The following is a 24,201-nucleotide window of genomic DNA, read 5'->3' as shown; positions in this document are numbered from 1 at the left end:
GAGTGCGATTAGATTTTAATTTCTTTAACCTAAAAAGGATTTAGCAATAGGAAAAAACAAGTGTAAACCTTGTTCACCTACACACTTTTTGCTAACTTTGTGGCCATTAAGTAAGGATATATATCACTTTTCACAACTTAAATACATTTTACAAAATGGCAAAGTTTGACAAATCAGTACTGGAAAAGTACGGTATCACAGGTACTACAGAAGTAGTTTACAACCCTTCTTATGAGGTGTTGTTCGAGGAGGAGACCAAAGCTGGTCTCGAAGGTTTCGAAAAAGGTCAGGTAACAGAACTGGGTGCAGTTAACGTAATGACTGGTATCTATACTGGCCGCTCTCCTAAGGATAAGTTCATCGTTGACGATGAGAACTCTCACGATACTGTATGGTGGACATCAGACGAATATAAGAACGACAACAAGAAGGCTTCTAAAGAGGCTTGGGCCGTGGTAAACCAGCTGGCCAAGAAGGAGCTTTCCAACAAGCGCCTGTTCGTTGTTGACGGCTTCTGCGGCGCCAACAAGGATACTCGCATGAAGATTCGCTTCATCGTAGAGGTGGCTTGGCAGGCTCATTTCGTGACAAACATGTTCATCAAGCCCGTAAACCAGGAAGAACTCGACCAGGAGCCCGACTTCATTGTGTACAATGCTTCTAAGGCTAAGGTAGAGAACTATGCTGAGCTCGGTCTGAACTCTGAGACAGCCGTTGTCTTCAACGTGACTACCAAGGAGCAGGTTATCCTGAACACATGGTACGGCGGCGAGATGAAGAAGGGTATGTTCTCCTACATGAACTACCTGCTTCCGCTCAAGGGCATGGCTTCGATGCACTGCTCGGCCAACACCAATGCCAAGGGCGAGACCGCTATCTTCTTCGGCCTGTCGGGCACCGGCAAGACCACGCTTTCGACCGACCCGAAGCGTCAGCTGATCGGCGACGACGAGCACGGCTGGGACGACGACGGCGTATTCAACTTCGAGGGTGGCTGCTACGCCAAGGTCATCAACCTCTCGCAGGAGAACGAGCCCGACATCTGGAACGCCATCCGCCGCAACGCGCTGCTGGAGAACGTGACGGTAGACAAGAAGGGCAAGATCGACTATGCCGACAAGTCGGTAACCGAGAACACCCGCGTTTCGTACCCGATCTTCCACATCGAGAATATCGTGAAACCCGTATCGAAAGCCCCGGCTGCCAAGAAGGTGATCTTCCTTTCGGCCGACGCATTCGGCGTGCTGCCCCCGGTTTCGATCCTCAATGCCGAGCAGACCAAATACTATTTCCTGTCGGGCTTCACCGCCAAGCTGGCGGGTACCGAGCGCGGTATCACCGAGCCGACCCCGACTTTCTCGGCTTGCTTCGGCGCGGCATTCCTTTCGCTGCACCCCACCAAGTACGGTGAGGAACTGGTGAAGAAGATGAAGAAGGCCGGTGCCAAGGCATACCTGGTGAACACGGGCTGGAACGGTACCGGCAAACGTATCTCGATCAAGGATACGCGCGGTATTATCGACGCCATCCTCGACGGTTCGATCGACAAGGCTCCGACCAAGACGCTGCCTATCTTCGACTTCACGATCCCGACGGAGCTGCCGGGCGTAGATACCAAGATCCTCGACCCGCGCGATACCTACAAGAACGCCAAGGATTGGGACGTCAAGGCCGAAGACCTCGCCAACCGCTTCGTGAAGAATTTCGTGAAGTTCACGGGTAACGAAGAGGGTAAGAAGCTCGTAGCCGCCGGCCCGAAAGTGAAATAATCTCTGAATAAAGTTTTGAATGGTAGAACCCCGCGCCGGAAGGTGCGGGGTTCTTTATTTTGCGGCATTGCGTATGCTGCGATGGGAGGGGCTTCCGTATCCTCGGAAGGGCTCGGATCCTGTTTCCCGCGGGGCGGGTTGCTGCCTGCCGCGATTCCGGGTTGCCGCCTGACCGGGGCGGGGTTGTGGCGGGTGTGCCTCGGAAGGATTCGGGGGCAATTTGCTCCGGGTTCAGGTTGACGGGTCGGCCGCTATTTCCGGTTGCCCGTATTCCGGGAGTGCTGCTCCCTTTGGTTCCGGAGTTGCGGACTTTCCGTGCATGGCTGCCTGCCGCAGTCTGCAACTGCTGTTTAGCGCACGTCCGCTGTCCGCTGTTTGTTGCGGGGCGTGAAGATGCGATACCCGATCGAGACGCCGATCTTGTTGGGATACCACTCCGAAGAGCCGTTGAACGGGTCGGGGTGTTCGGGTTGTACGGGGCGGTGGGGGTACATGTCGACCTGGCCGTCGAAACTGTATCCGTTGTAATGGCTGTCCATCCATGCCCAACCCAGGAAAGCGTCGAGCAGCCAGCGTTTCCCGAACTGGTATTCATAACCCACGCAGAGGCCGATCATCATGCCGTATCCTTTGCAGTAACGGTCTTCGAATTTCAGTTTCCACCCTTCGATGTAAGGTTTCGACATGTCGAAGGCCATCATGCCGATATTTGCCCCTAGGTACCAGCCCCGGTTATGCTCCTTGAAATAGCGGCGGTATTCGCCCATGAAGATGGCGAAGAGCATGTGCTTTTCGTTGATCGACTTCCACGGCGAGATGACGATGTCGGTCTGCAAGGTCGATTTGGGCGAGATGGCGAACTCCACGGCGGGATTCACCACGCCCACCAGAGCATAGGGGACATTGAGCTTGACATATCCCTGCGGGGATGCCTGCTGCGTGCAGAACAGCGCGAACAGGAATGCCGGGATGCAAAGCCCGAAGCGGATGTTTTTCATAGGCGGATCGTTACAACGGACAAAGATATGAAAAAATCCGGCCAACATACTGTGCTGGCCGGATTTTAACTATGGGGCGGACGGATTTATACCGTCATGATCTCCTTCTCCTTTTTCTGGAGCGCCTCGTCGAGGGTCTTGGTGAATTTCTCCAGCAATTTCTGGGCCTGTGCTTCGCCGTCCTTCGACTCATCCTCGGGCATACCTTCTTTCTGGGCTTTCTTGAATGCCTCGACCGCGTCGCGGCGGGCATTGCGCAGGCTGATGCGGGCGGTTTCGGCCTCGTTGCGGATTTGTTTCACCAACTCCTTGCGGCGCTCCTCGGTCAGGGGCGGGATCGACAGGCGGATCTGCTCGCCGTTGTTCGAAGGCGTCAGCCCGATGTTCGAGTCGATGATGGCCTTTTCGATCGCACGCAGCATGTTCTTGTCCCACGGCTGGATCAGGATCGTCTTGGCGTCGGGTACGGTGACGCTGGCGGCGCCCGATACGGGCACCTGCGAGCCGAAATAATCGACCATTACGCCGTTCAGGGCATTGGGCGACGCTTTTCCCGCGCGCACGTTCAAAAGTTCCTCTTCGAGGTGGTCGATGGCCTTCTGCATACGTCCGGAGGCATCGTTGAGAATCGTCTTGGTATCCATATTATTCGAGTATTTTTTCGATGGTTTTGATCATTTCGTCGAACTCTTCGGCGTCGTAGCCTACCGTTGCCAGCACGACTTTACCATCGGCGCCGATCAGGAAATTCCGCGGGATGTAATTCGAGGCATAACGGTCGTAAATGGCCTGCGAGGGGTCGAGGCCCATCGGGAACGTATAGCCCGTCTTTTCGCGGAACGCCGCCACGTCTTCCCGCTTTTCGCCGCGCGATATGGGCAGGAATACGAAGTTGCGGCCGGCGAAACGGTCGATGATGTCCTTCTGCACGCGGGTCAGTTCCTGCCGGCAGGGCGGGCACCAGGTGGCCCAAAAGTTCAGTAACACGACTTTGCCTTTGAGTTCTGCGAGGGAGGTTTTTGTGCCGTCGAACATCTCCACGGTGAAGTCGGGGGCTTTGTCGCCCGCCTTGACCAGCGTGGTCGATTCGGTATCCGCCTCGGCTTTGCCGCCGCGGCTGCCGCACGAGGGCAGTAACAGGATTGCGGCGATGATCACTGCGATCAGCGCCAGCATGATCCATAGCTGCTTGTTGCTCTTTTTTGTGGCCATAATCTTATTTTTTTACAAGTGTCCCGATCCTCTCCCCGGCAAGCACCTTGCCGAGGTTGCCCGGCGTGTCCATGTCGAAGACAATGATCTGCAGTCCGTTCTCGCGGCAGAGCGTGAATGCCGTGAGATCCATGACTTTCAGCCGGCGATCGAGCACCTCTTCGAAGCTTATTTCGTCGAATTTGACGGCCGCAGGGTCTTTTTCGGGGTCGGCCGTATATACGCCGTCCACGCGGGTGCCCTTCAGCATCACGTCCGCCTCGATTTCGATGCCGCGCAGCGCCGAAGCCGAGTCGGTCGTGAAATAGGGGTTCGACGTGCCTCCGCCGATGATGACCACATACCCCGCCTCGAGGTATTCGATGGCACGCGCCTTGGAGTAGTATTCGCCGATGGGCTCCATGCGGATCGAGGTCAGGACTTTGGCCTTCACGCCGTTGTCCTCCAGGGCCGATTGCAGGGCCAGCGAGTTGATGATCGTGGCGAGCATGCCCATCTGGTCGCCTTTCACGCGGTCGAAGCCTTTCTTTGCGCCCGTGAGGCCGCGGAAAATGTTGCCGCCGCCGATGACGATGCCGATCTGAACGCTTGTGGCCGCAGCCGCCCTGATTTGTTCGGCATAAGACTGGAGTACTTCGGGGGAGAGCCCGTATTTCTGCGAACCTTGCAGCGATTCGCCGCTCAGTTTCAGTAGTATTCGCTTATATTTCATTGTACGATGGGGTTTACCGTAACGCGAAGATAAAAATTTTTATTGAAAAAAACGCAAGAATGACTATCTTTACAGAAAATAGGCGGTATGGCGGCTATGCAGGAAAAAACGGCGCCATGTCCGGTCTGAGCTGTTTTACGGAACACAGGCTTCGCCTTGGCAATGTCCGAATAAATTTGGCATTGTGCTCGGCTTGTGCTATCTTTAACCTCGTTTCAGATAGGCTTCGGTTCGGACAAACTCAAACAAGTTTGGTTTGTCGCGCTCCTTGCGCTATCTTTGTGCTGCCATGACGTTGGATGAATACAAATTACTCCGAAAAATAAATTCCCCCCGCGACCTCAAGCAACTCTCGGCGGAGGAACTGCGCACCTACTGCGACGAGCTGCGCAGCTATATCATCGACGAGTGCTCGGTAAATCCCGGGCATCTGGCGTCGAGCCTCGGCTGCGTGGAACTCGCCGCCGCACTCCACTACGTTTTCGATACGCCCGCGGACAAGATCGTCTGGGACGTAGGGCACCAGACCTATGCCCACAAGATTATCACCGGGCGCCGCGAGGCGTTCAAGACCAAGCGCCTGCTGGGCGGCATCAGCGGTTTCCCGCGCATGTCCGAGAGCCCCTACGACGCTTTCGGGGGCGGGCATGCCTCGGTATCGATTTCGGCGGCGTTCGGCATGGCCAAGGCTGCCGAGATGCGGGGCGAGAGGCATCAGGTCGTGGCTGTCATCGGCGACGGTTCGATGACCGGCGGCCTCGCGTTCGAAGGGCTCAACAACGCCGGGGCCAGCAAACGCACCAATATCCTGGTGATCCTCAATGACAACAACATGGCCATCGACCAGGCCACCGGCGCATTGAAGAACTACCTGCTCAAAATCTCCACATCGGTGCACTACAACCGTTTCAAGCAGCGGTTGTGGGGCATCCTTTCGCATACGCCGCGCCTGCTGCGCCTCTGCCAGAAGGCGGGCAACGCCGTGAAACAGGGTGTGCTGAACAAGAGCAACCTCTTCGAGAGCTTCAATTTCCGCTATTTCGGCCCCGTCGACGGCCACAACCTCAAGGAGTTGGTGTGCACGCTTCGGGCATTGCGCGACATCGAAGGGCCCAAGTTGCTGCATGTCATGACCGTGAAGGGCAAGGGCTACCTGCCTGCCGAGCACGACCAGTCCACGTGGCATGCCCCCGGACGTTTCAATCCCGATACGGGCGAGCGGATCGCCTCGCCGGGCGCTGCGGCGCGCTACCAGGATGTCTTCGGCGAGACGCTCGTCGAACTGGCCGGGCTCGACCCGCGGGTCGTGGGCGTCACGCCTGCCATGCCGTCGGGTTGTTCGATGAACATGCTCATGCACGCCATGCCGTCGCGTTGCTTCGACGTGGGTATCGCCGAGGGCCATGCCGTGACCTTCTCGGCCGGGATGGCCGCTGCGGGCATGGTGCCTTTCTGCAACATCTATTCGTCTTTCATGCAGCGGGCTTACGACAATGTGATCCACGACGTCGCGATTCAGGATTTGCCCGTGGTGATGTGCCTCGACCGGGGCGGCATCGTGGGCGAGGACGGCGTGACCCACCACGGGGTCTTCGACATGGCTGCATTCGGTGCCGTGCCGGGACTTACGATCGCTGCGCCGATGGATGAACTGGAACTCCGCAACATGATGTATACCGGCCTGCAATACGGCCATCCCTTCATGATCCGCTACCCGCGCGGCAACGGTGCGGGACGTCTGTGGCGGGGCGTTCCCTTCGAGGCGCTGCCCGTCGGCCGGGGCCGGAGGCTCCGCGAAGGTACGGACGTGGCGCTGGTGACGGTCGGGACGGTCGGCAACGCTGCCGACCGTGCCGCGGAACGCGCCGCGGAGAAGGGCGTGAGCGTGGCGCATTACGACCTGCGCTTCGCCAAACCGCTCGACGAAGCCCTGCTGGCCGAGGTCGGTGCCAAGTTCCGCCATGTGGTCACGGTCGAGGATGGTTCCCTGCGCGGGGGCGTCGGCGAGGCCGTCACGGCATTTTTCAATGCCCGCGGCTGCGAGGTGGCCGTACACTCGCTGGGCATCGGCGACGAGTGGGTCGAGCACGGAACCCCGGCTCAGCTCTACGCCCTCTGCGATTACGACGAGGAGGGTATCCTGCGGGCGCTGCTCGCCGCGGGGAAATAAAACCGTCTAGCCCTGTTTGCCGTGCTGCGGCATAAAATCTGTCACATGCTCCCTGAAAACCGTTCGGGAAGTGAAAATCGCGATCGTATTATTGGTCTCTGCGCTGCTTGTCATCGGCGTGGCATACGGCCGTGCCGCCGACCGTACCGACCGCACTCCGGTGCCGTCGTTCGATCAGGCGTGCTACATGGGCTCTTGGCAGGAGGTCGCCCGCTACGACCATTCGTTCGAACGGGGGCTGGCCGAACGACGCGGTTACCGGACGGACAGGCTCCTGTTCGTCGACCAGGGGCAATGAAACTGAGCCGGAGGGGTTCTTCTTCGGTTTCCTGCGGCCGTGTTACATCGTGAACGTCCAGTCGTCGCCCCGGCTGAGCGCGGCGTCGAACCGGAACCCTTCCCATTCGAATTCTTTGAGCATTTCCGGATCCGTAATCCGGTTTCTGATGAGGTGGCGCGTCATCTCTCCGCGGCACATTTTCGTGTAGACCACGATGGTTTTCAGACGGTCGCCCTCGCGGATGCGGAATTCGGGCGTGATGATACGCGCTTCGCGGCGGATGCGTTTCCAGTCGAACAGGCGCTTCATCTCGCTGCTGGCGAGGTTGACCAGGATGCCGTCGTCGGCATGGATTTTTTCGAGGAAGGCCTCCGTCAGCCGTCCCTGCCAGTACCCGAACATCGTTTGGTCGTCGTGCCCCGGCAATACGGCGTCCCCTTCCAGCCGGTAGCGGCGGATTGCGTCCAGCGGCCGGAGCAGCCCGTAGAGGAACGACGTGATGTTGAGGTGCTGCTGTGCGTATTCGAAATCCCCGGGGGTGAATCGCTCCGGGGCGATATGCCTGAATACGACGCCCGTGTAGGCCAGCAGCGCGGGGAGGGCCTCTTCGCCGTGGAACTGCCGGTAACGCCGGCGGTTGGTCGCGGCGATCTGCCGGTTGGTGCGCAGCATGCGTTCCAGCTCTTCGGTGCTGAGCGTCGCCAGCTGCAGGGCCAGCTCCGCGGCCTCGCGGGCGTAACGCGGCAGGGTCGTTCGGGGGATTTCGGCCGGCTTGTTTTCGGCCATCGTTTTGGCGCAGGAAAGGAGTATTTGCATGGCTGTGGATCAAAATTGGATGTCCTGCCCCTCTGCCGGCTCCGCAAAGCGGGTGAACGGGACGAACGGCGTCACCGTGAACTCGGCCGTGAGCAGGTATGGACGGTATGGGCAGGTCTTGTACACCTGTTTGCAGATACGGTAACGCGCATACCGGGCCGGGTAGATGCGGGGTGCGAGCCGGGCTGTGAACCCGTAGGTGTATTCGGCGGTCGGTGCCGGATGCGGTACTTCGGTGCGGGACAGGTTGTTTGGCCCGATGCCGGTCAGCAGTGAGTTCCACGCATTGACGACGGGCAGCGTTTCCCACCGTCCGTGCTGGAAGCGGCAGACGGTGTAGTCGCTCCCGAAATATACCGTCGAATCGCCTTTGTGGCGGATTGTGAGCCGGATATGTTCGGTGCAGGCGGGATAAAATGCGTATTCGGCCTCCATCGTGAGCCCATCCGGCGGGGCTGCCCCTTCGGGTGCGGGCGGATAGGGTGTCGTGTCGGGGTCGAACCCGTGGAGCCGGATCAGGGGGCTGTCGTGCACGCAGCGGCGGAAGCGGGCTTTCATCGCCGTGTCGGCACGGATCATGTGTACGTCTACAACCCCGTCCGGTTCGTTGACCGCCGATGCGTAGATGGCGTTTGCGACCGGATCGGTCGCCTTGTTGTCTGCCGCCCACTGCCAGATGCTGTCCTGTAAAGCGGACAGTTCGCCCGTTGCGGGGCGCCTCTGTGCGGCGGCCGTACAGCCGGCCGCAAGCGACAGGAGCAGCAGGAAGCGTTTCATGGTGCGGTGCGGTTTATGCTACGGAACAGGGGATGCCGAGCGCCTCGACGCGGGCGGCGATGGCCCGCAACTCCTCGCGCGGCACCTTTTCGAGCGTCCGGCACGGGGTGTCGCGGTCGAGCGAGTAGACCATGACCTGCCGCGGGCGGATTTCGCCGATCAGGCGCAGCCATGCCGCGACCTCCTCTTCGGTGGTGTTGTCGACCCGCTGCCCGTCGAACTCCCCGCGCAGGAACATCGTCTGCACGGTCAGGTGCCCGTCGAAGCCTTTCATCTGATCGACGACCCTCCGTACGGAATAGGCCGGGCTCTGGGGATTGTTTATCAGGCGTGCCGTGGCGTCGAAGGCCGAATCGAGCTTGAGGATGTTGTTGTCCACGCTGCGAAGGGCACGGCGCACGCCCTCGCGGTGGAGCTGCGTGGCGTTCGAGAGCACCGAAACCCTGGCCGAGGGGCACAGCTCGTCGCGCAGGGCGATCGTGTCGCCGATCACGGCTTCGAATTCAGGGTGCATCGTCGGTTCGCCGTTGCCGGCGAAGGTGATGACGTCGGGCGGGGTGCCGTCGGCCACCATGCGCCGCAGCATCGTTGCGAGCTGCGTGCGGACATCTTCGCGGGTGTTGAAGCGCCGCGCGCCGGGATGCTCGGCATTCCAGCCGCATTCGCAGTAGATGCAGTCGAACGAGCAGAGTTTCGACTCGGTGGGCAGGAGGTTGACCCCCAGCGAGAGTCCCAGCCGCCGCGAATGTACCGGGCCGAAGATGATGTCGTGGAATAATGAAGTCATAGTACAAAGATAGTATAAGCCGGGGGCAAAAGCAAGTTTACTTGCATTTTGTCGCGCCGCGCCTGCTTGAGGCAAAGCCGAAGATAGCTAAAACGGAAATATTTTTCTACCTTTACAAAAACCATTCCTTATGAAATTCAGGTTCGGACTGTTGCCGCGCGTCGTGCTGGCCATCGGCCTCGGGGTCGGCTGCGGCTTTTTCTTCCCTGCTTGGGCGACGCGCATCGCCCTTACGTTCAACGATATTTTCGGCCAGTTTCTTTCGTTCGTCATCCCGTTGCTCATCCTCGGGCTGGTGGCGCCGGGCATCGCCGACCTGGGCCGCAACGCCGGGCGCCTGCTGGCCATCACGGCGGCGCTGGCTTATGCCTTCACCCTTTTCTCGGGCTTCGGCACCTACCTCACGGGGCAGGCGCTGTTCCCCGCGCTGCTCGAAGGCGCCGCAGCCGTGCTGCCCGACGGGGCTGCAACGGCCCTCGTGCCTTATTTCACGGTCGGGATGCCGCCCCTGTTCGGTGTCATGTCGGCACTGGTACTGGCCTTCGTACTCGGGTTGGGCATGGCCTATACGCATAGCGTGAAACTCAAAGGGGTGATGGACGATTTCAAGTCGATCATCGACCGCGTGATCGCGGGCATCATCATCCCGCTGCTGCCCTTCTATATCTTCGGCATCTTCCTCTCGATGACCCAGTCCGGGCAGGTGGCCGGAGTGCTGGGCGTCTTCGTGAAGCTGATCGTGGTGATCTTCTTCATGACCGTCGTGCTGCTGCTCGCACAGTTCTCCGTTGCCGGCCTCGTAGCGCGCAAAAACCCGCTGCGGATGCTCCGTACGATGCTTACGGCCTATGTCACGGCGCTCGGCACGCAATCGTCGGCCGCCACCATCCCCGTGACGCTGGCGCAGACCCTCCGGCTGGGCGTGCGTCCCGAATTGGCGTCGTTCGTCATACCGCTCTGTGCCACGATCCACCTCTCGGGGTCGATGATGAAGATCGTGGCCTGTGCATTGGCCGTTTCGATGCTGGGCGGGCTGGATATCCCGGCGGGGACTTTTGCGGGGTTCATTCTGCTGCTGGGCGTGACGATGATCGCCGCACCGGGGGTGCCGGGCGGCGCGATCATGGCGGCGCTGGGATTGCTCGAGTCGATGCTCGGGTTCGACGAGACGCTCGCGGGGCTGATGATCGCCACCTACATCGCCATGGACAGCTTCGGCACGGCGACCAACGTGACGGGCGACGGTGCCGTCGCGGTGATCGTCGATGCGATAGACCGCCGTTCGAAAAAATAAAAAATAAACAAAATTCTTCTCCGGGCCGCCGAAAGCGGCCTTTTTCCATATTAAATATCCGGAAATAAGTATAAATGCGTACCCTTGCCGAATAAAAAACGGCTAATTTTGATGGCTAAAAGGTTTTTTTGTACTTTTGCGCGTCCGAAACGGAAACTTAAACATTAAATTACAATATTTTATGGTTGATATTTTTGCACGCCTGGAGAAAAATGCAGGTGGCCCCATCGGTCAGTACATGTCGTACGCCCACGGTTATTACGCGTTCCCTAAACTGGAAGGCGATATCGGCCCCCACATGACTTTCCGGGGCAAGAAGATGCTCAACTGGAGTCTGAACAATTACCTCGGGCTGGCCAACCACCCCGAAGTCCGCAAGGCCGACGCCGAGGGTGCCGCGCAGTTCGGCATGGCGGCCCCGATGGGCGCCCGCATGATGAGCGGCCAGACCGTCTACCACGAGCGTCTCGAGCGCGAACTGGCCGAGTTCGTCGGCAAGGAGGACGCCTTCCTGCTGAACTTCGGTTATCAGGGCATGATTTCGATCATCGACTGCCTGCTGACGCCGCGCGACGTGGTGGTCTACGATGCCGAAGCGCATGCCTGCATCATCGACGGCCTGCGCCTGCACAAGGGCAAGCGTTTCGTATACGGCCACAACGACATGGAGTCGCTGCGCCTGCAATTGCAGCATGCCACCGACCTGGCCGAAGAGCAGAACGGCGGCGTGCTCGTAATCACCGAGGGTGTCTTCGGCATGAAGGGCGACCTGGGTAAGCTCGACGAGATCGTGGCCCTGAAAAAGGATTTCCAGTTCCGCCTGCTGGTCGACGATGCCCACGGCTTCGGTACGATGGGTGAGGGCGGCCGCGGTACGGCGTCGCATTTCGGCGTAGTGGACGGCGTAGACGTGCTGTTCAACACCTTTGCCAAGTCGATGGCCGGTATCGGTGCATTCGTCTGCGGCCCCCGCTGGCTGATCAACCTGCTGCGTTACAACATGCGTTCGCAGCTTTACGCCAAGTCGCTCCCGATGCCGATGGTTATCGGTGCCCTGAAACGCCTGGAGCTGATCCGCAACCACCCCGAATACCAGCAGAAACTCTGGGAGATCGTACGCGTGTTGCAAAGCAGCCTCAAAGAGAACGGCTTCGAGATCGGCGTGACCAATTCGCCCGTGACGCCCGTTTTCCTGAAGGGCGGCATCCCCGAGGCTACGAATCTGGTCGTCGACCTGCGTGAGAACCACGGCATCTTCTGTTCGCTGGTCGTTTACCCCGTAATCCCGAAAGGCGAGATCATCTTGCGCATCATCCCGACCGCAGTCCATACCCTCGAGGACGTGAATGTCACCATCGAGGCGTTCAAGGCCGTACGCAGCAAGCTCCAGGATGGTATTTACGCCAAACTGCCCATCCCGGTACGTGCCGACGAAGGATTCCTGGTTCGTTAATTCCCCGCTTCCCGGCAGGACGGATCATTCCGCCGCCCGGATATAAGGGTTTCCCATACGGTGTCCCCGGCTTTTCCGAAGGCCGGGGACATCGTTTTGCGACAAAATTTGCCGGAAAATTTTGCAGAATAGATTTTTCAGTTTATATTTGCAATCCCGAAACGCGAGTTTCGGATGCCAAGAGGAGGGGTGAAAGCCTTTTCGCAGGACGAAAACATATTGCGGAAATAGCTCAGTTGGTAGAGCACAACCTTGCCAAGGTTGGGGTCGCGAGTTCGAGTCTCGTTTTCCGCTCCCGGAGCCTTTGAAAAGAGGCGGCAATAAAGAGCAAAAACCTTATGTATCAATGATATGTAAGGTTTTTTCGTTTTTGGGTTGAAGTTGTAAAAAAAGCCTGCCTGCTAAAGAGCGATGGGGTGGATACCGCAAATAGGGCGGAACTGTTTGCCGATCCCGGTTCGGGGTGGAATCAAAGCCCGGACAGAAAGATATGCTGACCGAGAGCGTATTATCCGTGCAACAGCCGCAAGAGATGAAGCCCGACACAAAGCCGCAGGTCAAACCGGAACAGCAACAGAAACCGAGGCCGCGTGTTAGAACTTACTCGCCGAGAAAACGGGGAAGGCATCTTTGATTTAATACATATAATTTCTTGTATACTTTATAAAATGCTATTTTTGGAAAAAAATCTGAAATATGTCAAATAATATAACGTCTATCACGCGACAGTTAATCGCAGATGAAATAGAAACTTCTAAAATATCTATTTGCGGAAAGTTGAATGACGCCGAATTTCTAAATAGAATATTTGATTTAGAACAATTGCCATCTCAAGACAAACGATACAAAACCGCATTTGGAGATATTAGTTGTCATTCTCGATTTGGCGACTACGAAACTATTACTTGGATGTTTAACGACAGCCGTTTTAATTTGTTACACTGTAACGATGAATTATTTATTCGTTTTATATGTGAAACACTAAATCCGGCTGTAATGCACAAACAGGAAGATTTAGATAAGCTCAAAGCTATATATAGTAGATATTTACGAGGTGATGGATATGAATTATATATTCGATATAATATTTCCTCAATGCCTATATATGGTGTGAGAAAAATAGAAACAGGCATTGATATTCAAGAAAAATCAATACAGCAATATTTAGATTCTGAATATGTCCTGTCAAAAGTAAATTTGATGAAATCTATGGTCAAAACAAATACTGATTTGGCTTTAGGCAGCGCAAAAGAATTATTGGAAATCGTATGTAAAAGTATTTTATCGGAGAAAAAAATCTCATATACAGACGATATGACCCTTTCAAAACTTTTTAAGGAAACTATCAATTCAGTAGGAATATTAGAATCATCTTCGGCCAGTAATAAAGAACAAGCAGACCGCTCAATACGCCAAATTTTGAGCGGTTTAAATAGTGTTATTCAAGGAGTTTCAGAATTGCGTAATGGGTATGGATCTGGCCATGGCAAAGAGGCATCTTTCAAAAGATTAGAGCCTCAATATGTAGAATTTGTCGTGTCAATTGTTTCAAATATAGTAGTTTTCATTTTGCAAATTAATGGAGAAACAACGCCATTGCAGAATTAATAACAATAACAGAGTGGAGATTATCTCCCACTCAAACGTTTATATTCTACAATCTGTTCTTCGCAGACCTTTTCCACAATGTCGCGGAGTAGTTCGATCTTGGGGACGAGGGCGTCGATGTCGGCTTTTGTTACAACGAATTTGTCATTGTAGCGGGCTTCCAGATAGGCGCGGCGCAGCAGGTCGAACAGGCGTTTTTCTTCATCCGTGTCGCAGGGGAATACTTTTGCCAATTCCAGCGTATAGGGTTTACATTTCCCGATCAGAAATTCAAGATCATGTTCTTTATACCCGTAAAGAATATAAACCAACGGGATAGCTTTTAGAAAATACTCGGCAGCTTGGTGAAGATAAAAAGATGCTTGGACAAATCTGTTTTTGTGGATGTTAGTAATAGCGTCATCAAAGAAATATGTAGCGCGAATATATTTGCTTGTATAATACTCTTCCGCCATTGCCTTAATCTCCGCATAGTCCAATTCTTTTGGTGTGGTTAACAGACATTCGCCCGAATCGTAGAGCATGATTCCCTTTGCGACGATCTCGACGTAGAAATAACGTCCCATCGTCAGGGCGTCGTTCAGCTTGGAGATGCTTTCGTTGATAATCTGGGGTCGGGGCAGGTTCTCGTCGTTCTTCCCGGCTGCAAACCGCTCCCTAACGCGGGCCTCTACCGTGCTTTCCCGTTCTCCCAGCCGACGCTTGGTAACGACCAGCAGATCGTAGTCGCTCATGTAGATTGTCCGCACGCCGTAGTCGCGCCGTTCGTCGCGTTCGACATAGGTATTCGCCGCATAACTCCCGTATAGGATAATCATAACGACATCTTTCACCTCGTCGCGGATCAGTGCGGCCAATTCGTGTAAATCCCGCTGTTTGCGTTCGGGCAGAAAGTCGATGGAGTTCTTCATACCTACAAAATTAGCAAGATTTTTCCAAAAACACACGGCCCGTTGGTATTAGATTCGAAATTGTTCGTATATTTGTTTCACGATTCCTTGAAGCAGTTTCGTTGTATAGGGGCGGCAGAAGCCGTCCGGGAACAAACTGGCAAGCAACTACTATGCAAACTTCAAGGAATTATCTCGATTCGGCATAGCCGACGGACATAACATATAAAGGGTAAACAACTCTTTATACCGTTAAGCAAACGTGGAAACCTCTTTCGAGAGGGTTTGAATCAGGTATAATAGTTGTCAGTCCTTGTTATGTCCTGCCCTTTACGGGCGGGGCAGGCAAGGGCGCAGGACAGCTTACTGATTCGGGTTTTCCACGACCTGCTTAACGGGGCTGCAAATGCGCCCCTTTTTTATTTCTATCCGGGGCGCACTCCCACAATCTCAACCCCGGTATTATGTCACGGCAAATCAATCGAAAAGAGGCGTTTTTGGCATCCGTCGGCCCTTGGTCGGCGGGCATTGCCGTGTCTGCCGGGGGCTTCACAAGGACGGCGGACATGGCCCTGAAATCTGGTAGTAACACGCAAGTAATCCCGTGCCCGGCCGTCCTTTTTATTATGCGGATGCGGGCGGCCGAAACGAATTCTTCAATCTGTGAAGTTGCGTCACTTGATTGTTTCGGCCCCGCATCCGCTTTTTAATCCGACAACCACAAACTATGGAACCAGCCTTTACCCTCGGCATCCTGTACGGCTGCGGCTGCGGTTTCCGCACGGCGCAGTATTTCGAACAACTCGCCGCATACTATCTGAAATCCATGTCGCGCGTCCGGGTGCTGATCGCTCTGACGGGCAAAGCCGAGCGGTCGGTTGCGGCCTGTCTTTTGGAACAACGAGCGAAGCACTCCGGGCTGGAGGTCGCCGTCGTGCTGACGGCCCGGCAATGGCGGGAATATCTGCAAAACATTTCGCACGGCAAAGCCGCCGAATGCAACCCGATTATCGACGCGGCGGATCGTCGGGAGGTGATGGAACGGTGCGCGGAGCGTTTTTCGCCTCCGGAGCTGTTCCGGCTGTTTATCGAGCGTTGCGACCTGCTCGTTTTTCAAGAACACCATGCCGGGGCACAAATGGTCGGACTGATGCGCGAACTGCTGACGGATATGGCCGTGCCGCTGCCCGTGCAGTACGAACTTCTCCATCCCGGCTATGCGAGCCTGCATTATCCGGCCGACCGGAAGCAGTACCGAATATACGGAGGCCCTTACTACGATCCCTATCAGGAGATTCGGCAGAGCGTCGCCTACCTGCGGCGCAATAATTTCGTGATCCGGGCGGAACACCTTCCGATGATCTTCGTGCGCAAATGGCAGTCCGCGCCGCCGGGGTGGTATCATTACCTGACGACCCCGGACGATACGGACATGATATTCCGCCTGCGGGAAACGCCGCGCCACGATCATCTTTCGCTCAAAGTGTTCGCATACGCCTATGCCGTAAGGCATGATATGTGGGCGGGAGGCCGGGAAACCCCGTCGGGGGTCGACGCGATAAGGCGGTTCCGGCAATTCCGGCAACTGTTGGAGATCATAGCCGCCCGGCGGGAAGCGGGGGAGCGGGTGGAATCGTTCGACCTGATGGATTTCGACGAATATGATAAAATGCTCCGCCAAAATAGATAGAATAAAAGATTTGTTTTTGTCTAAAAGACTGTCTGTCTTCGTATTGACACATAGAAATGCAGCGAGGAGCAAAAGGTGAGCTGAAAACCGAAAGGTCGCCATAACATTCTGATACATAACGGAAAGAAACTGCAGGATCGGTTTCCGGTTTCCCGCTCCAAAACAAAAATAGAATCCTTACGACAAGTTTCGGCAAGTCGTAAGGATTTTTCTTTTATACCCGTCGGCGGATCTTTTGCTTCCGCAGGGGGAATTACTTTTCCGGGATGAACAGTCCGGACATGTTCGCCTGTTCGAGGGTGAGGAGCCCGACTTTTTTAGGAATGCCGCCGGCATATCCCGTCAGGCTGCCGTCGCTGCCCACGACCCGGTGGCAGGGGATGATAATGCTGATCGGATTGTGCCCTACGGCACCGCCTATGGCCTGCGCCGACATGGTTTGCTTTCCCTGCTGCCGTGCGATTTCTTCCGCAATATCCTTATAGGTGATTGTTTCCCCGTACGGTATTTGTAGTAATATTTCCCATACGGCCTGCCGGAAGGGCGACCCTTCGGGGCCCAGCGGGGGTGTAAATCCCGGGTTTTTCCCGCTGAAGTAGCAGTCCAGCCACCGCTGTGTCTGGTCGAATACGGGGAGCTGCTTCTCTTCGTGTGCTGCCGGCAGTGTGGCGGCAAAGTATTTTTGCCCGTCGAACCAAAGCCCGGTCAGGCTGTTGCCGTCGGCGGAGACCGTTATCCCGCCGAGGGGCGACTGGTATTTACAAATGTACTGCATGGTGTTATCGGTTAAAGTAAAGGTTGGAATCTTCCGGGGCTTCTTCTCTCGAAGCTATCGTGCAACAGCCCGGGGGCGTAGTACGATTACATTTGGCATGCTTTCATCGGTTATGTGTTTGTCGTTTTGCCTTCGATATTCGGCAGGAAACCCGTGATTATCCCCAACAGGGGCAGCAGGGTGCTGATCCGAAAGATGAATTCGATGCTGGTCTTGTCGGCCAGCCAGCCGAAGAAGGCCGAGCCGAGGCCGCCGAGGCCGAACATCAGCCCGAAAAAGATCCCGGCGACCATCCCGACCTTGCCGGGCATCAGGTCGGTGGCGTAGACCAGGATGGCGGAGAATGCCGAGGAGATGACGAGTCCGATGATGACGGCGAGCACGATCGTGCAGGTCAGGTTCGCATAGGGCAGCAGCAGGGTGAAGGGCGCAGCCCCGAGGATGGAGCCCCAGATCACGTATTTACGCCCGAAACGGTCGCCCAGCGGCCCGCCGGCGACCGTGCCGACAGCCGATGCCCCGAGGAATGTGAAGAGGCAGTACTGCGCCCCCTGCACCGAGATTTCGAATTTATCCATCAGGAAGAATGTGAAGTAGTTGGTCATGCTGGCGATGTAAAAGTATTTCGAGAATACCAGTACGCCCAGGATGCCCAGTGCGAGGCGGATTTTGCGTTTCCCCAGGTGGTGTGCCGGGGCCGCTGCGGCTGCCGCGGGGCGGTTTGCGGTGACGGTGAGGCGAAGTTTATACCACCTCCCGATTCTCGAGAGGATGAGGATGGCGAGGATTGCGGCCAAAGCGAACCAGCCGATCGAGGCCTGCCCGAAGGGGATGACGACCAGCGCGGCCAGCAGCGGCCCCATGGCGCCCCCGGCGTTGCCGCCGACCTGGAATATCGACTGTGCCAGTCCTTTCCGGCCTCCCGAAGCGAGTTGCGCCACCCGGGAGGATTCGGGGTGGAAGACCGAAGAGCCGCAGCCGATCAGTCCTACCGCCAGCAGGATGGGTACGAAGCCCGGGGCGACGGAGAGGGTGAACAGCCCGAGCAGCGTGAAGCACATCCCCGCGGCGAGCGAGTAGGGGCGCGGATGGCGGTCTGCATAGAGTCCGATGAAGGGTTGCAGCAGCGACGAGGTCATCTGGAAAACCAGCGTGATGATTCCGATCTGGGCGAACGTGAAGCCGAATTTCTCCTTCAGGAGCGGGTAGACGGCCGGGATCACCGACTGCATCATGTCGTTCAGCAGGTGGGTGATGCTGATCATGAACAGTATCGGGTAGACTGTTCCGGTCTCCGTGAAGCGCCGCAGGCGTGTGTCCGTGGGTTTTGTAAGCGTCTCCATTGCTGCGGGCTATGGTTCTTCGAGTATCCGCGTGATCGCCTCCCGGGCATTCCGCACGTCCCCGGCAAGGATGTATCCGAGTAACTGCCCGTGCGTGGGCTGGGTGGCGAGCAGGCACTCCGTGTCCCTGTATATATTGCTGAACCTCTTTTTCAGATGGGCGGCCGTCGAGCGGTACAGCTCGCACAGGATTTCGTTGTGCGTGGCCTCGGCCAGGGCGATGTGGAAGTTGACGTCGGCTTCGATACAGGCCTGCAATGCCCCGGCAGCTGCGGTCGCTCCCCGCTCCGCGAGGTGCTTTTCGAGGACTGCGGCGTCGTGTGCCGTTCGCCGTTCGGCGGCTTTTTCGGCGATCGCGACTTCCAGTATTTTCCGCACTTCGTCCAGGTCGTGCAGGTCGGCGCGCCCGAGGCGCCGCTCCATCGGTTCGTCCGGGGGCGTGAGGCGTTCGACAAATGTCCCGGCACCTTGCCGTACCTTCAGGAACCCCATGTTGGACAGGATTCTGACCGCTTCGCGCACGGTCGAGCGGCCGACCCCGAAAATCTGCATCAACTCCGGTTCGGGCGGTAGTTTTTCGCCCACCTCGAATTTTCCGGACATGAATTGCCCCTGCAACCGGCCGGCCAGCTCTTCGGCCAGCGATTTCTTGCTGAGTTGCATGTTCGAACCGGGTTTCATCATATCATCTGATGTTTTGCGCGAAGGTAGGCATTAATTCCGAACCGGCAAAGTTTTCCGGGATCTTTTGCGTGCGGAAAAAGGTTCGGGCAAGGAAGCTTCACCCGCTGTGATCCGAGAAATGCGGATGAAAGTACGAATTTTCATGTGCGGCAATTTTTGCATGTTATTGGTGAAAAGCGAGGTGCTTTCAGAACGGACAAATATCTAAATTTGTAACAATGAATATAGATGAAGACGATACGAAACTTTTCAGGTTGCTCGAGCCCGGGGAGTTCGGTATCTACACACAGTCTGACGAATTACCGGTATCCGATTGTCCGGTATACCTTATGGAAGGGGTCGGAGGCATCTGCCTGTCGGGTACGGCTACGGTACAGGTTTTCAGCCATCGCTTCCGGATCGTGCGCGGGATGGTGCTTGCCCTGTTTCCCTGGCAGTTGATTTCCATCAAGGAGGTAAGCGACGATTTCGGGATCAGGTTTTTCCGCATATCGCACGATATGTTTACCGATACCCTCAGTTCCCTGTGGAGGGCCAGGCCCGGTTTCTTTTTTTACATGCGCACGCATATCGCCTCGGAGCCGCGGGAAGAGTATGTCGGGCGGTTCCTGAATTTCTGCGACTTGCTGGCTTACCGTGCCGAAAATGCTCCCGTCATCTGTCGCCGTGAGTCGGTAATGCAACTTTTGCGGGTGTTCTATTGGGACGTCTACACCATCTATCTCAATGATCCGCAGGCTGAAAAGACTGCTTATACCCATAAGGAAGAACTGGCATTCCGGTTCATGCGGACGGTCGTCGAGGAACATTCTCCCAACAGGGACGTGGCGTATTTCGCCGAGAGGCTCGGGATCACTCCGAAGTACCTGACCAACCTGATGAACGAGATCAGCGGGCAGTCGGCACGGGACTGGATCGTCTGCTTCACGATTTTCGAGATCAAGGCGCTGCTCCGGGAATCGGCGATGGACTTGAAGACGATCGTGGCGCGTGTCAATTTTCCCGACCAGTCTACCCTGAGCCGCTTTTTCCGCAGGTACACGGGCATGTCCCCGTCCCGGTATCGGAAGAATATTCATTTCTGAGCTTTAAGCCGGGCGGAAGCCCGGCTTCTTTTTTTGTAGAATGTAGGGCTGAAATGTTTTAAATGGTAGCCGTATTTGTTGTGCTTTTGGTGTGTATTTCACTAATAATATGCGATTTTCGCCCAAAGTTTGGCGAAATTGGGTTTATTTTTTTACATTTGTCAAGATAGAAATGCGGGCTTCTGCGGAATTTGCTTTCGCAGGGCAGAACGGTAGGTGCGGATGGCTGTCGGAAAAGGATGTGATAAACCAATTTTTTCTCATATGAAAAATTTACGATACCTGTGCCTGCTGTGTGCCCTCGCAGTATGCACCATGTTACCGACCGGCTGTATCGAACGGCCGGATGAAGTTCCCGGCCCGGATGACACGGCCCAAGGCGGAAATAAATACGATTACGCCACGACGCGGGATATTCCTCTTAATCTGGACTATGCCCGCAGGGGCAGCAAGGCGCTGTTTGAAATTTATGCCCAGAACCCTGTGAATGCCGTGGACGGTGCGTTTACCCTGAAACCCGGCGTAAAAGCCCTGCTCAGGGCCTATACCGATAACGACGGTAAATATTCGGGAATGGTCAACCTCCCGACTGCCGTAGGCAAGGTGTACGTGTATAGCGAATCCTACGGTTTCCCCGCCTGTATCGAGGCCGACGTGACTGCCGGCGGTATTTCGTGCAACGTGCGGCAGTTCTACGAAAAGGCGGCCGGGAAGGTCTCCGGCGCCGCGGTTGCCGACCGGGTTGCGGCGACCCGTGCCGATGCGGCCAATCCTTATAACGTGCAGCAGCTCGGCGACTGGACTTGGGAAGGCAAACCGCTCTACATCCTCGGTACAGTGTATGGTCAGAAACCCTACCTGAATATCGCACCCGATTACGCACAGACACCTGCGGGGCTGATGAACCGCATTCAGAACGTACTGATGCCGGGCGTCGACAATTCGAAATACGCCATGCCGACCGGGGTGGTCAACCTCAATGTGACGAAGGATGCCCATCTGACGCTGGTGTTCGCCGCAGAACTGGCAGCATGGCGCAATGCCATCGGTTATTATTATTATGATACGCAGAACCCTCCCCGGACGCAAACCGAGTTCGATGCGCTGCCCAAGTACGTGGCCTTCCCCAACTGCTCTTCCTTTACGACCAATTTCGACGACCCGGATGATTTGGGGTCGGGCGGCGGCGATTGGACGGCACCCCTGTTTTTCGGCGAACAGCTGCGGCTGACCTGTTTCAGGGGAGGCAAGGCTACTGACATTTTTCCAGCCGGTACGACCGTGGGCTGGTTCATGCTGCCCGATGCGTATGAAATTTCGGCTTATGACTATACCGGAAAACTCGATATCACCGGTTCTAAACACCCGGCGCGCTATTCGAACAATGAGTTCAATGCGGGGAACGGCCGCTATATGGTCAGCCTTTACGACAAAGTGAGCGGCAAGACCGTGCTCGGCTTCGAGGATGGCGGCGACAACGACTATAAGGACGTGCTTTTCTATGTGGACTCCGATCCTGCCGATGCCATTTACGACCCCGACCGCCCGACGACCGACCCCGGTGACGAGAAGTATCCCGACGTGGCGGGCGACCCTGTGGTCGGCACGCTGGCTTTCGAGGATCTGTGGCCGAGCCAGGGCGATTACGACATGAACGACGTGGTGGTCGGGTACAGCACGACCTTCACGGTCGACAAAGACAACCGGATCGTGGCGATCCGGGATGTCGTCACTCCGTTGCACAGCGGCGGTAAACTCCGGAGCGCCTTCGGTTACCAGCTCGACATTCCCGTAACCGCCGTCAAAGGCGTGAAGATCGAAAACGGGTCTTTGACGGCCGGACTCGAAAAGAACCAGGATAAAGCCGTGGTGATACTCTTCGACGACATCGAGCAGGCCGTGGCCCGGGGGCCCGTTAGCGTCGAGATCAAACTGGACGGGAGCCTGTCGATGGACAAGGTGACCCGCAAGTCGCTCTACAACCCGTTCATCTGCGTGAGCGACAAAGGGTTTGTTCCCGGGGCCGTCCGCAAGGAAATACACCTGACCAACTATCCGCCCACGTCGCTGGCCGACCCCTATCCTTTCGGCCGCAACGATGACAAGAGCTCGCTGGACAAGGCGGGGAACCCCATCGGGCCCTATTATTATGCGACTTCCGAGTTGTATCCTTTTGCCATCGACCTGCCCGTTACCGATTACCGGATCCCGGACGAGATGGTGAAAATCGACGTCTTCTATCCCTATTTCGCCGACTGGGTGAAGAGCCGTGGCGAAAAACACAAGGAGTGGTATAAGAACTCCGTGAAATAGACCCGGTATTGCCGGTTCGCACGGAGCCCCTGCATCGCGGGGGCTCCGTGTTGTATGGGGCTGCCGGAACGATATGTGGAATTATTGTGTTACCTTTGCCGAAAAGAATGAACGAACCGAATGGCAAAGATTCTTATTATCGACGACGAGGAACAGTTGCGCAAGCTGCTGGCCCGCATCATTGCTCTGGAAGGTTACGAGGTGGCCGAGGCCGCCGATTGTGCCGGGGGGCTCAGGATGCTCCGCCGCTATGAACCCGATGTCGTGCTGTGCGACGTCAAGCTGCCCGACGGCAACGGTGTCGAGATGGTCGGACGGATCAAGCAGGCCATGCCGTCGGCCGAGGTCATCCTGCTGACGGCCTACGGCAATATCCCCGACGGCGTGCAGGCCATCAAGAACGGGGCATTCGATTACATAACCAAGGGCGACGACAACAACAAGATACTGCCGCTGCTGAGCCGTGCCACCGAGAAAGCGCAGATGCAGCGCCGGCTGGCTCGTCTCGAGGACAAACTCTCCGAAGAGCATTCGTTCGACCGCATCATCGGTTCGTCGGAATCCCTCCGCAGTGCGGTCGCGCTGGCGCGCAAGGTCGCCGTCACGGATACCTCGGTGCTGCTCACGGGTGAAACCGGAACCGGCAAGGAGGTCTTTGCGCAGGCCATCCACCACGCCAGCCCGCGCGCGAAGGGGGCGTTCGTCGCCGTCAACTGTTCGGCTTTCTCCAAGGAACTGCTCGAAAGCGAATTGTTCGGCCACCGTGCCGGCAGCTTCACGGGTGCCACCAAGGATAAGAAAGGGTTGTTCGAGGAGGCCGACAAGGGGACACTTTTCCTCGACGAGATCGGCGAGATGCCCGTCGAGCTGCAGGCCAAGCTGCTGCGCGTGCTCGAATGCGGCGAGTTCATCAAAATCGGCGAGACCCGCCCGACCAAGGTCGACCTACGGATCATCGCCGCCACGAACCGCGACCTCGAAAAGGAGATCGTTTCCGGGAATTTCCGCGAAGACCTCTTCTTCCGACTTTCTGTTTTCCGCATCCACCTGCCGTCGCTGCGCGAACGGCCGGGCGATATCGCCGAATATGCCCGGTTCTTTGCGGCGCAGTTCGCCGACAGGATGGGGCGCCGGATCGACACGATCGACAAGGGATATATCGCCGCACTGGAACGCCATGCCTGGCACGGCAACGTCCGCGAACTGCGCAACGTCGTGGAGCGCAGTCTGATCATGGCCGAAGGCAACGCCCTCACCGTCGGCTGCCTCTCCCCCGAATTCCATGCCGCGTCGTGCGACGGCTCCGTGCCCGACTCGATGGCGCTCGACGCCCTCGAACGGCACCACATCCTCAGGGTACTCGAATACACGAAAGGCAACAAGGCCGAGGCCGCCCGCCTGCTGGGCATCGGCATCGCCACGCTTTACCGCAAGCTGGAAAGTTACGGCATGAAGCCCTGACGCCGGCGCCAGGCGTATCATTCTGAGGCGGCCGCCTTATCATTTTGATAGGGCGGCCGTTCTTTTTGGCAGGTATGCCAAAGT

Annotated in this window: 21 protein-coding genes and 1 tRNA gene; 11 read left to right on the top strand and 11 right to left on the bottom strand. The window is 56.6% G+C overall.

Going from position 1 to position 24,201, the window contains the following annotated elements; translation table 11 throughout:
- The first annotated feature begins 155 nt into the window (after positions 1-155).
- Positions 156-1,769, top strand: coding sequence for a phosphoenolpyruvate carboxykinase (ATP) (pckA, locus tag B3C38_RS01530; protein WP_286724592.1), 1,614 nt, complete (start codon positions 156-158; stop codon positions 1,767-1,769).
- Between the two features lie 350 nt (positions 1,770-2,119).
- Here pckA and B3C38_RS01525 read toward each other — a convergent pair whose 3' ends face one another.
- The 4 genes from B3C38_RS01525 to pyrH form a co-directional block, all read right to left on the bottom strand.
- The gene (locus B3C38_RS01525; protein ID WP_032135473.1) at positions 2,120-2,767 is read right to left on the bottom strand and encodes a DUF3575 domain-containing protein; all 648 of its coding nucleotides are present in this window, start codon (positions 2,765-2,767) and stop codon (positions 2,120-2,122) included.
- A gap of 86 nt (positions 2,768-2,853) precedes the next feature.
- Positions 2,854-3,411, bottom strand: coding sequence for a ribosome recycling factor (gene frr / locus B3C38_RS01520; RefSeq protein WP_018696254.1), 558 nt, complete (start codon positions 3,409-3,411; stop codon positions 2,854-2,856).
- Between the two features lies 1 nt (position 3,412).
- Positions 3,413-3,979 (bottom strand): peroxiredoxin family protein, encoded by a 567-nt coding sequence (locus B3C38_RS01515; protein ID WP_018696253.1) that lies wholly within the window; start codon positions 3,977-3,979, stop codon positions 3,413-3,415.
- 4 nt (positions 3,980-3,983) lie between these two features.
- Complete coding sequence (gene pyrH, locus B3C38_RS01510) at positions 3,984-4,691, bottom strand: UMP kinase (protein WP_286724585.1); 708 nt, start codon at positions 4,689-4,691, stop codon at positions 3,984-3,986.
- Between the two features lie 289 nt (positions 4,692-4,980).
- Here pyrH and dxs point away from each other — a divergent pair, with 289 nt between their 5' ends.
- Both dxs and B3C38_RS01500 read left to right on the top strand, forming a co-directional pair.
- A complete protein-coding gene (dxs, locus tag B3C38_RS01505) occupies positions 4,981-6,861 on the top strand; it encodes a 1-deoxy-D-xylulose-5-phosphate synthase (RefSeq protein ID WP_286724605.1) in 1,881 nt (626 codons plus the stop codon).
- 70 nt (positions 6,862-6,931) lie between these two features.
- Positions 6,932-7,159, top strand: a complete 228-nt coding sequence (locus B3C38_RS01500) for a hypothetical protein (RefSeq protein ID WP_286724583.1) — start codon at positions 6,932-6,934, stop codon at positions 7,157-7,159.
- A gap of 42 nt (positions 7,160-7,201) precedes the next feature.
- Here the strand turns inward: B3C38_RS01500 and B3C38_RS01495 are convergent, their stop codons facing one another.
- Genes B3C38_RS01495 through B3C38_RS01485 form a run of 3 tightly spaced genes read right to left on the bottom strand, consistent with a single transcriptional unit; the run spans position 7,202 to position 9,521 of the window.
- Entirely contained in the window at positions 7,202-7,957 is a 756-nt protein-coding gene (locus B3C38_RS01495; protein WP_286724580.1) for a YaaA family protein, read from the bottom strand.
- A 9-nt stretch (positions 7,958-7,966) separates the two neighbouring features.
- A complete protein-coding gene (locus B3C38_RS01490) occupies positions 7,967-8,734 on the bottom strand; it encodes an immunoglobulin-like domain-containing protein (protein WP_286724579.1) in 768 nt (255 codons plus the stop codon).
- A 13-nt stretch (positions 8,735-8,747) separates the two neighbouring features.
- Positions 8,748-9,521 (bottom strand): radical SAM protein, encoded by a 774-nt coding sequence (locus tag B3C38_RS01485; RefSeq protein ID WP_286724577.1) that lies wholly within the window; start codon positions 9,519-9,521, stop codon positions 8,748-8,750.
- Between the two features lie 130 nt (positions 9,522-9,651).
- On the opposite strand from B3C38_RS01485, the gene B3C38_RS01480 reads away from it, so the two are divergent.
- The 4 genes from B3C38_RS01480 (at position 9,652) to B3C38_RS01465 (ending at position 13,876) form a co-directional block, all read left to right on the top strand.
- On the top strand, positions 9,652-10,815 hold the full coding sequence (locus tag B3C38_RS01480) for a dicarboxylate/amino acid:cation symporter (RefSeq protein WP_286724575.1): 1,164 nt from the start codon (positions 9,652-9,654) through the stop codon (positions 10,813-10,815).
- Between the two features lie 181 nt (positions 10,816-10,996).
- Positions 10,997-12,268 carry an aminotransferase class I/II-fold pyridoxal phosphate-dependent enzyme gene (locus B3C38_RS01475; protein WP_286724573.1) on the top strand — a complete coding sequence of 424 codons (1,272 nt, stop codon included), beginning with the start codon at positions 10,997-10,999 and terminating at the stop codon, positions 12,266-12,268.
- 221 nt (positions 12,269-12,489) lie between these two features.
- Positions 12,490-12,562, top strand: a tRNA-Gly gene (locus tag B3C38_RS01470).
- Between the two features lie 402 nt (positions 12,563-12,964).
- The gene (locus B3C38_RS01465; protein ID WP_022333938.1) at positions 12,965-13,876 is read left to right on the top strand and encodes an abortive infection family protein; all 912 of its coding nucleotides are present in this window, start codon (positions 12,965-12,967) and stop codon (positions 13,874-13,876) included.
- Between the two features lie 20 nt (positions 13,877-13,896).
- On the opposite strand, the gene B3C38_RS01460 is transcribed toward B3C38_RS01465, so the two are convergent.
- The gene (locus tag B3C38_RS01460; protein WP_022333937.1) at positions 13,897-14,787 is read right to left on the bottom strand and encodes a HEPN domain-containing protein; all 891 of its coding nucleotides are present in this window, start codon (positions 14,785-14,787) and stop codon (positions 13,897-13,899) included.
- 706 nt (positions 14,788-15,493) lie between these two features.
- Here B3C38_RS01460 and B3C38_RS01455 point away from each other — a divergent pair.
- Positions 15,494-16,456: a hypothetical protein gene (locus B3C38_RS01455; protein WP_022333936.1), complete on the top strand. Its 963-nt coding sequence runs from the start codon at positions 15,494-15,496 to the stop codon at positions 16,454-16,456.
- 253 nt (positions 16,457-16,709) lie between these two features.
- On the opposite strand, the gene B3C38_RS01450 is transcribed toward B3C38_RS01455, so the two are convergent.
- The 3 genes from B3C38_RS01450 to B3C38_RS01440 form a co-directional block, all read right to left on the bottom strand.
- On the bottom strand, positions 16,710-17,231 hold the full coding sequence (locus B3C38_RS01450) for a methylated-DNA--[protein]-cysteine S-methyltransferase (RefSeq protein ID WP_022333935.1): 522 nt from the start codon (positions 17,229-17,231) through the stop codon (positions 16,710-16,712).
- Positions 17,232-17,341: 110 nt separating this feature from the next.
- Complete coding sequence (locus B3C38_RS01445) at positions 17,342-18,574, bottom strand: MFS transporter (protein ID WP_022333934.1); 1,233 nt, start codon at positions 18,572-18,574, stop codon at positions 17,342-17,344.
- A gap of 9 nt (positions 18,575-18,583) precedes the next feature.
- Positions 18,584-19,258, bottom strand: a complete 675-nt coding sequence (locus B3C38_RS01440; protein ID WP_022333933.1) for a FadR/GntR family transcriptional regulator — start codon at positions 19,256-19,258, stop codon at positions 18,584-18,586.
- Between the two features lie 218 nt (positions 19,259-19,476).
- Here B3C38_RS01440 and B3C38_RS01435 point away from each other — a divergent pair, with 218 nt between their 5' ends.
- From B3C38_RS01435 to B3C38_RS01425, 3 genes are all read left to right on the top strand, one after another.
- Positions 19,477-20,343, top strand: a complete 867-nt coding sequence (locus B3C38_RS01435) for a helix-turn-helix domain-containing protein (RefSeq protein ID WP_022333932.1) — start codon at positions 19,477-19,479, stop codon at positions 20,341-20,343.
- Between the two features lie 264 nt (positions 20,344-20,607).
- Positions 20,608-22,656, top strand: a complete 2,049-nt coding sequence (locus B3C38_RS01430) for an LruC domain-containing protein (RefSeq protein ID WP_286724569.1) — start codon at positions 20,608-20,610, stop codon at positions 22,654-22,656.
- A 120-nt stretch (positions 22,657-22,776) separates the two neighbouring features.
- Entirely contained in the window at positions 22,777-24,117 is a 1,341-nt protein-coding gene (locus B3C38_RS01425; protein ID WP_055202327.1) for a sigma-54-dependent transcriptional regulator, read from the top strand.
- The last annotated feature ends 84 nt before the right edge of the window (positions 24,118-24,201 follow it).

Origin of the sequence: Alistipes sp. UBA1686, from assembly GCF_002320215.1 — a bacterium.
Taxonomy (GTDB): domain Bacteria; phylum Bacteroidota; class Bacteroidia; order Bacteroidales; family Rikenellaceae; genus Alistipes; species Alistipes onderdonkii.
The sequence above is the reverse complement of the archived record's forward strand: the minus strand, read 5'-3'. Positions and strand labels throughout refer to the sequence as shown.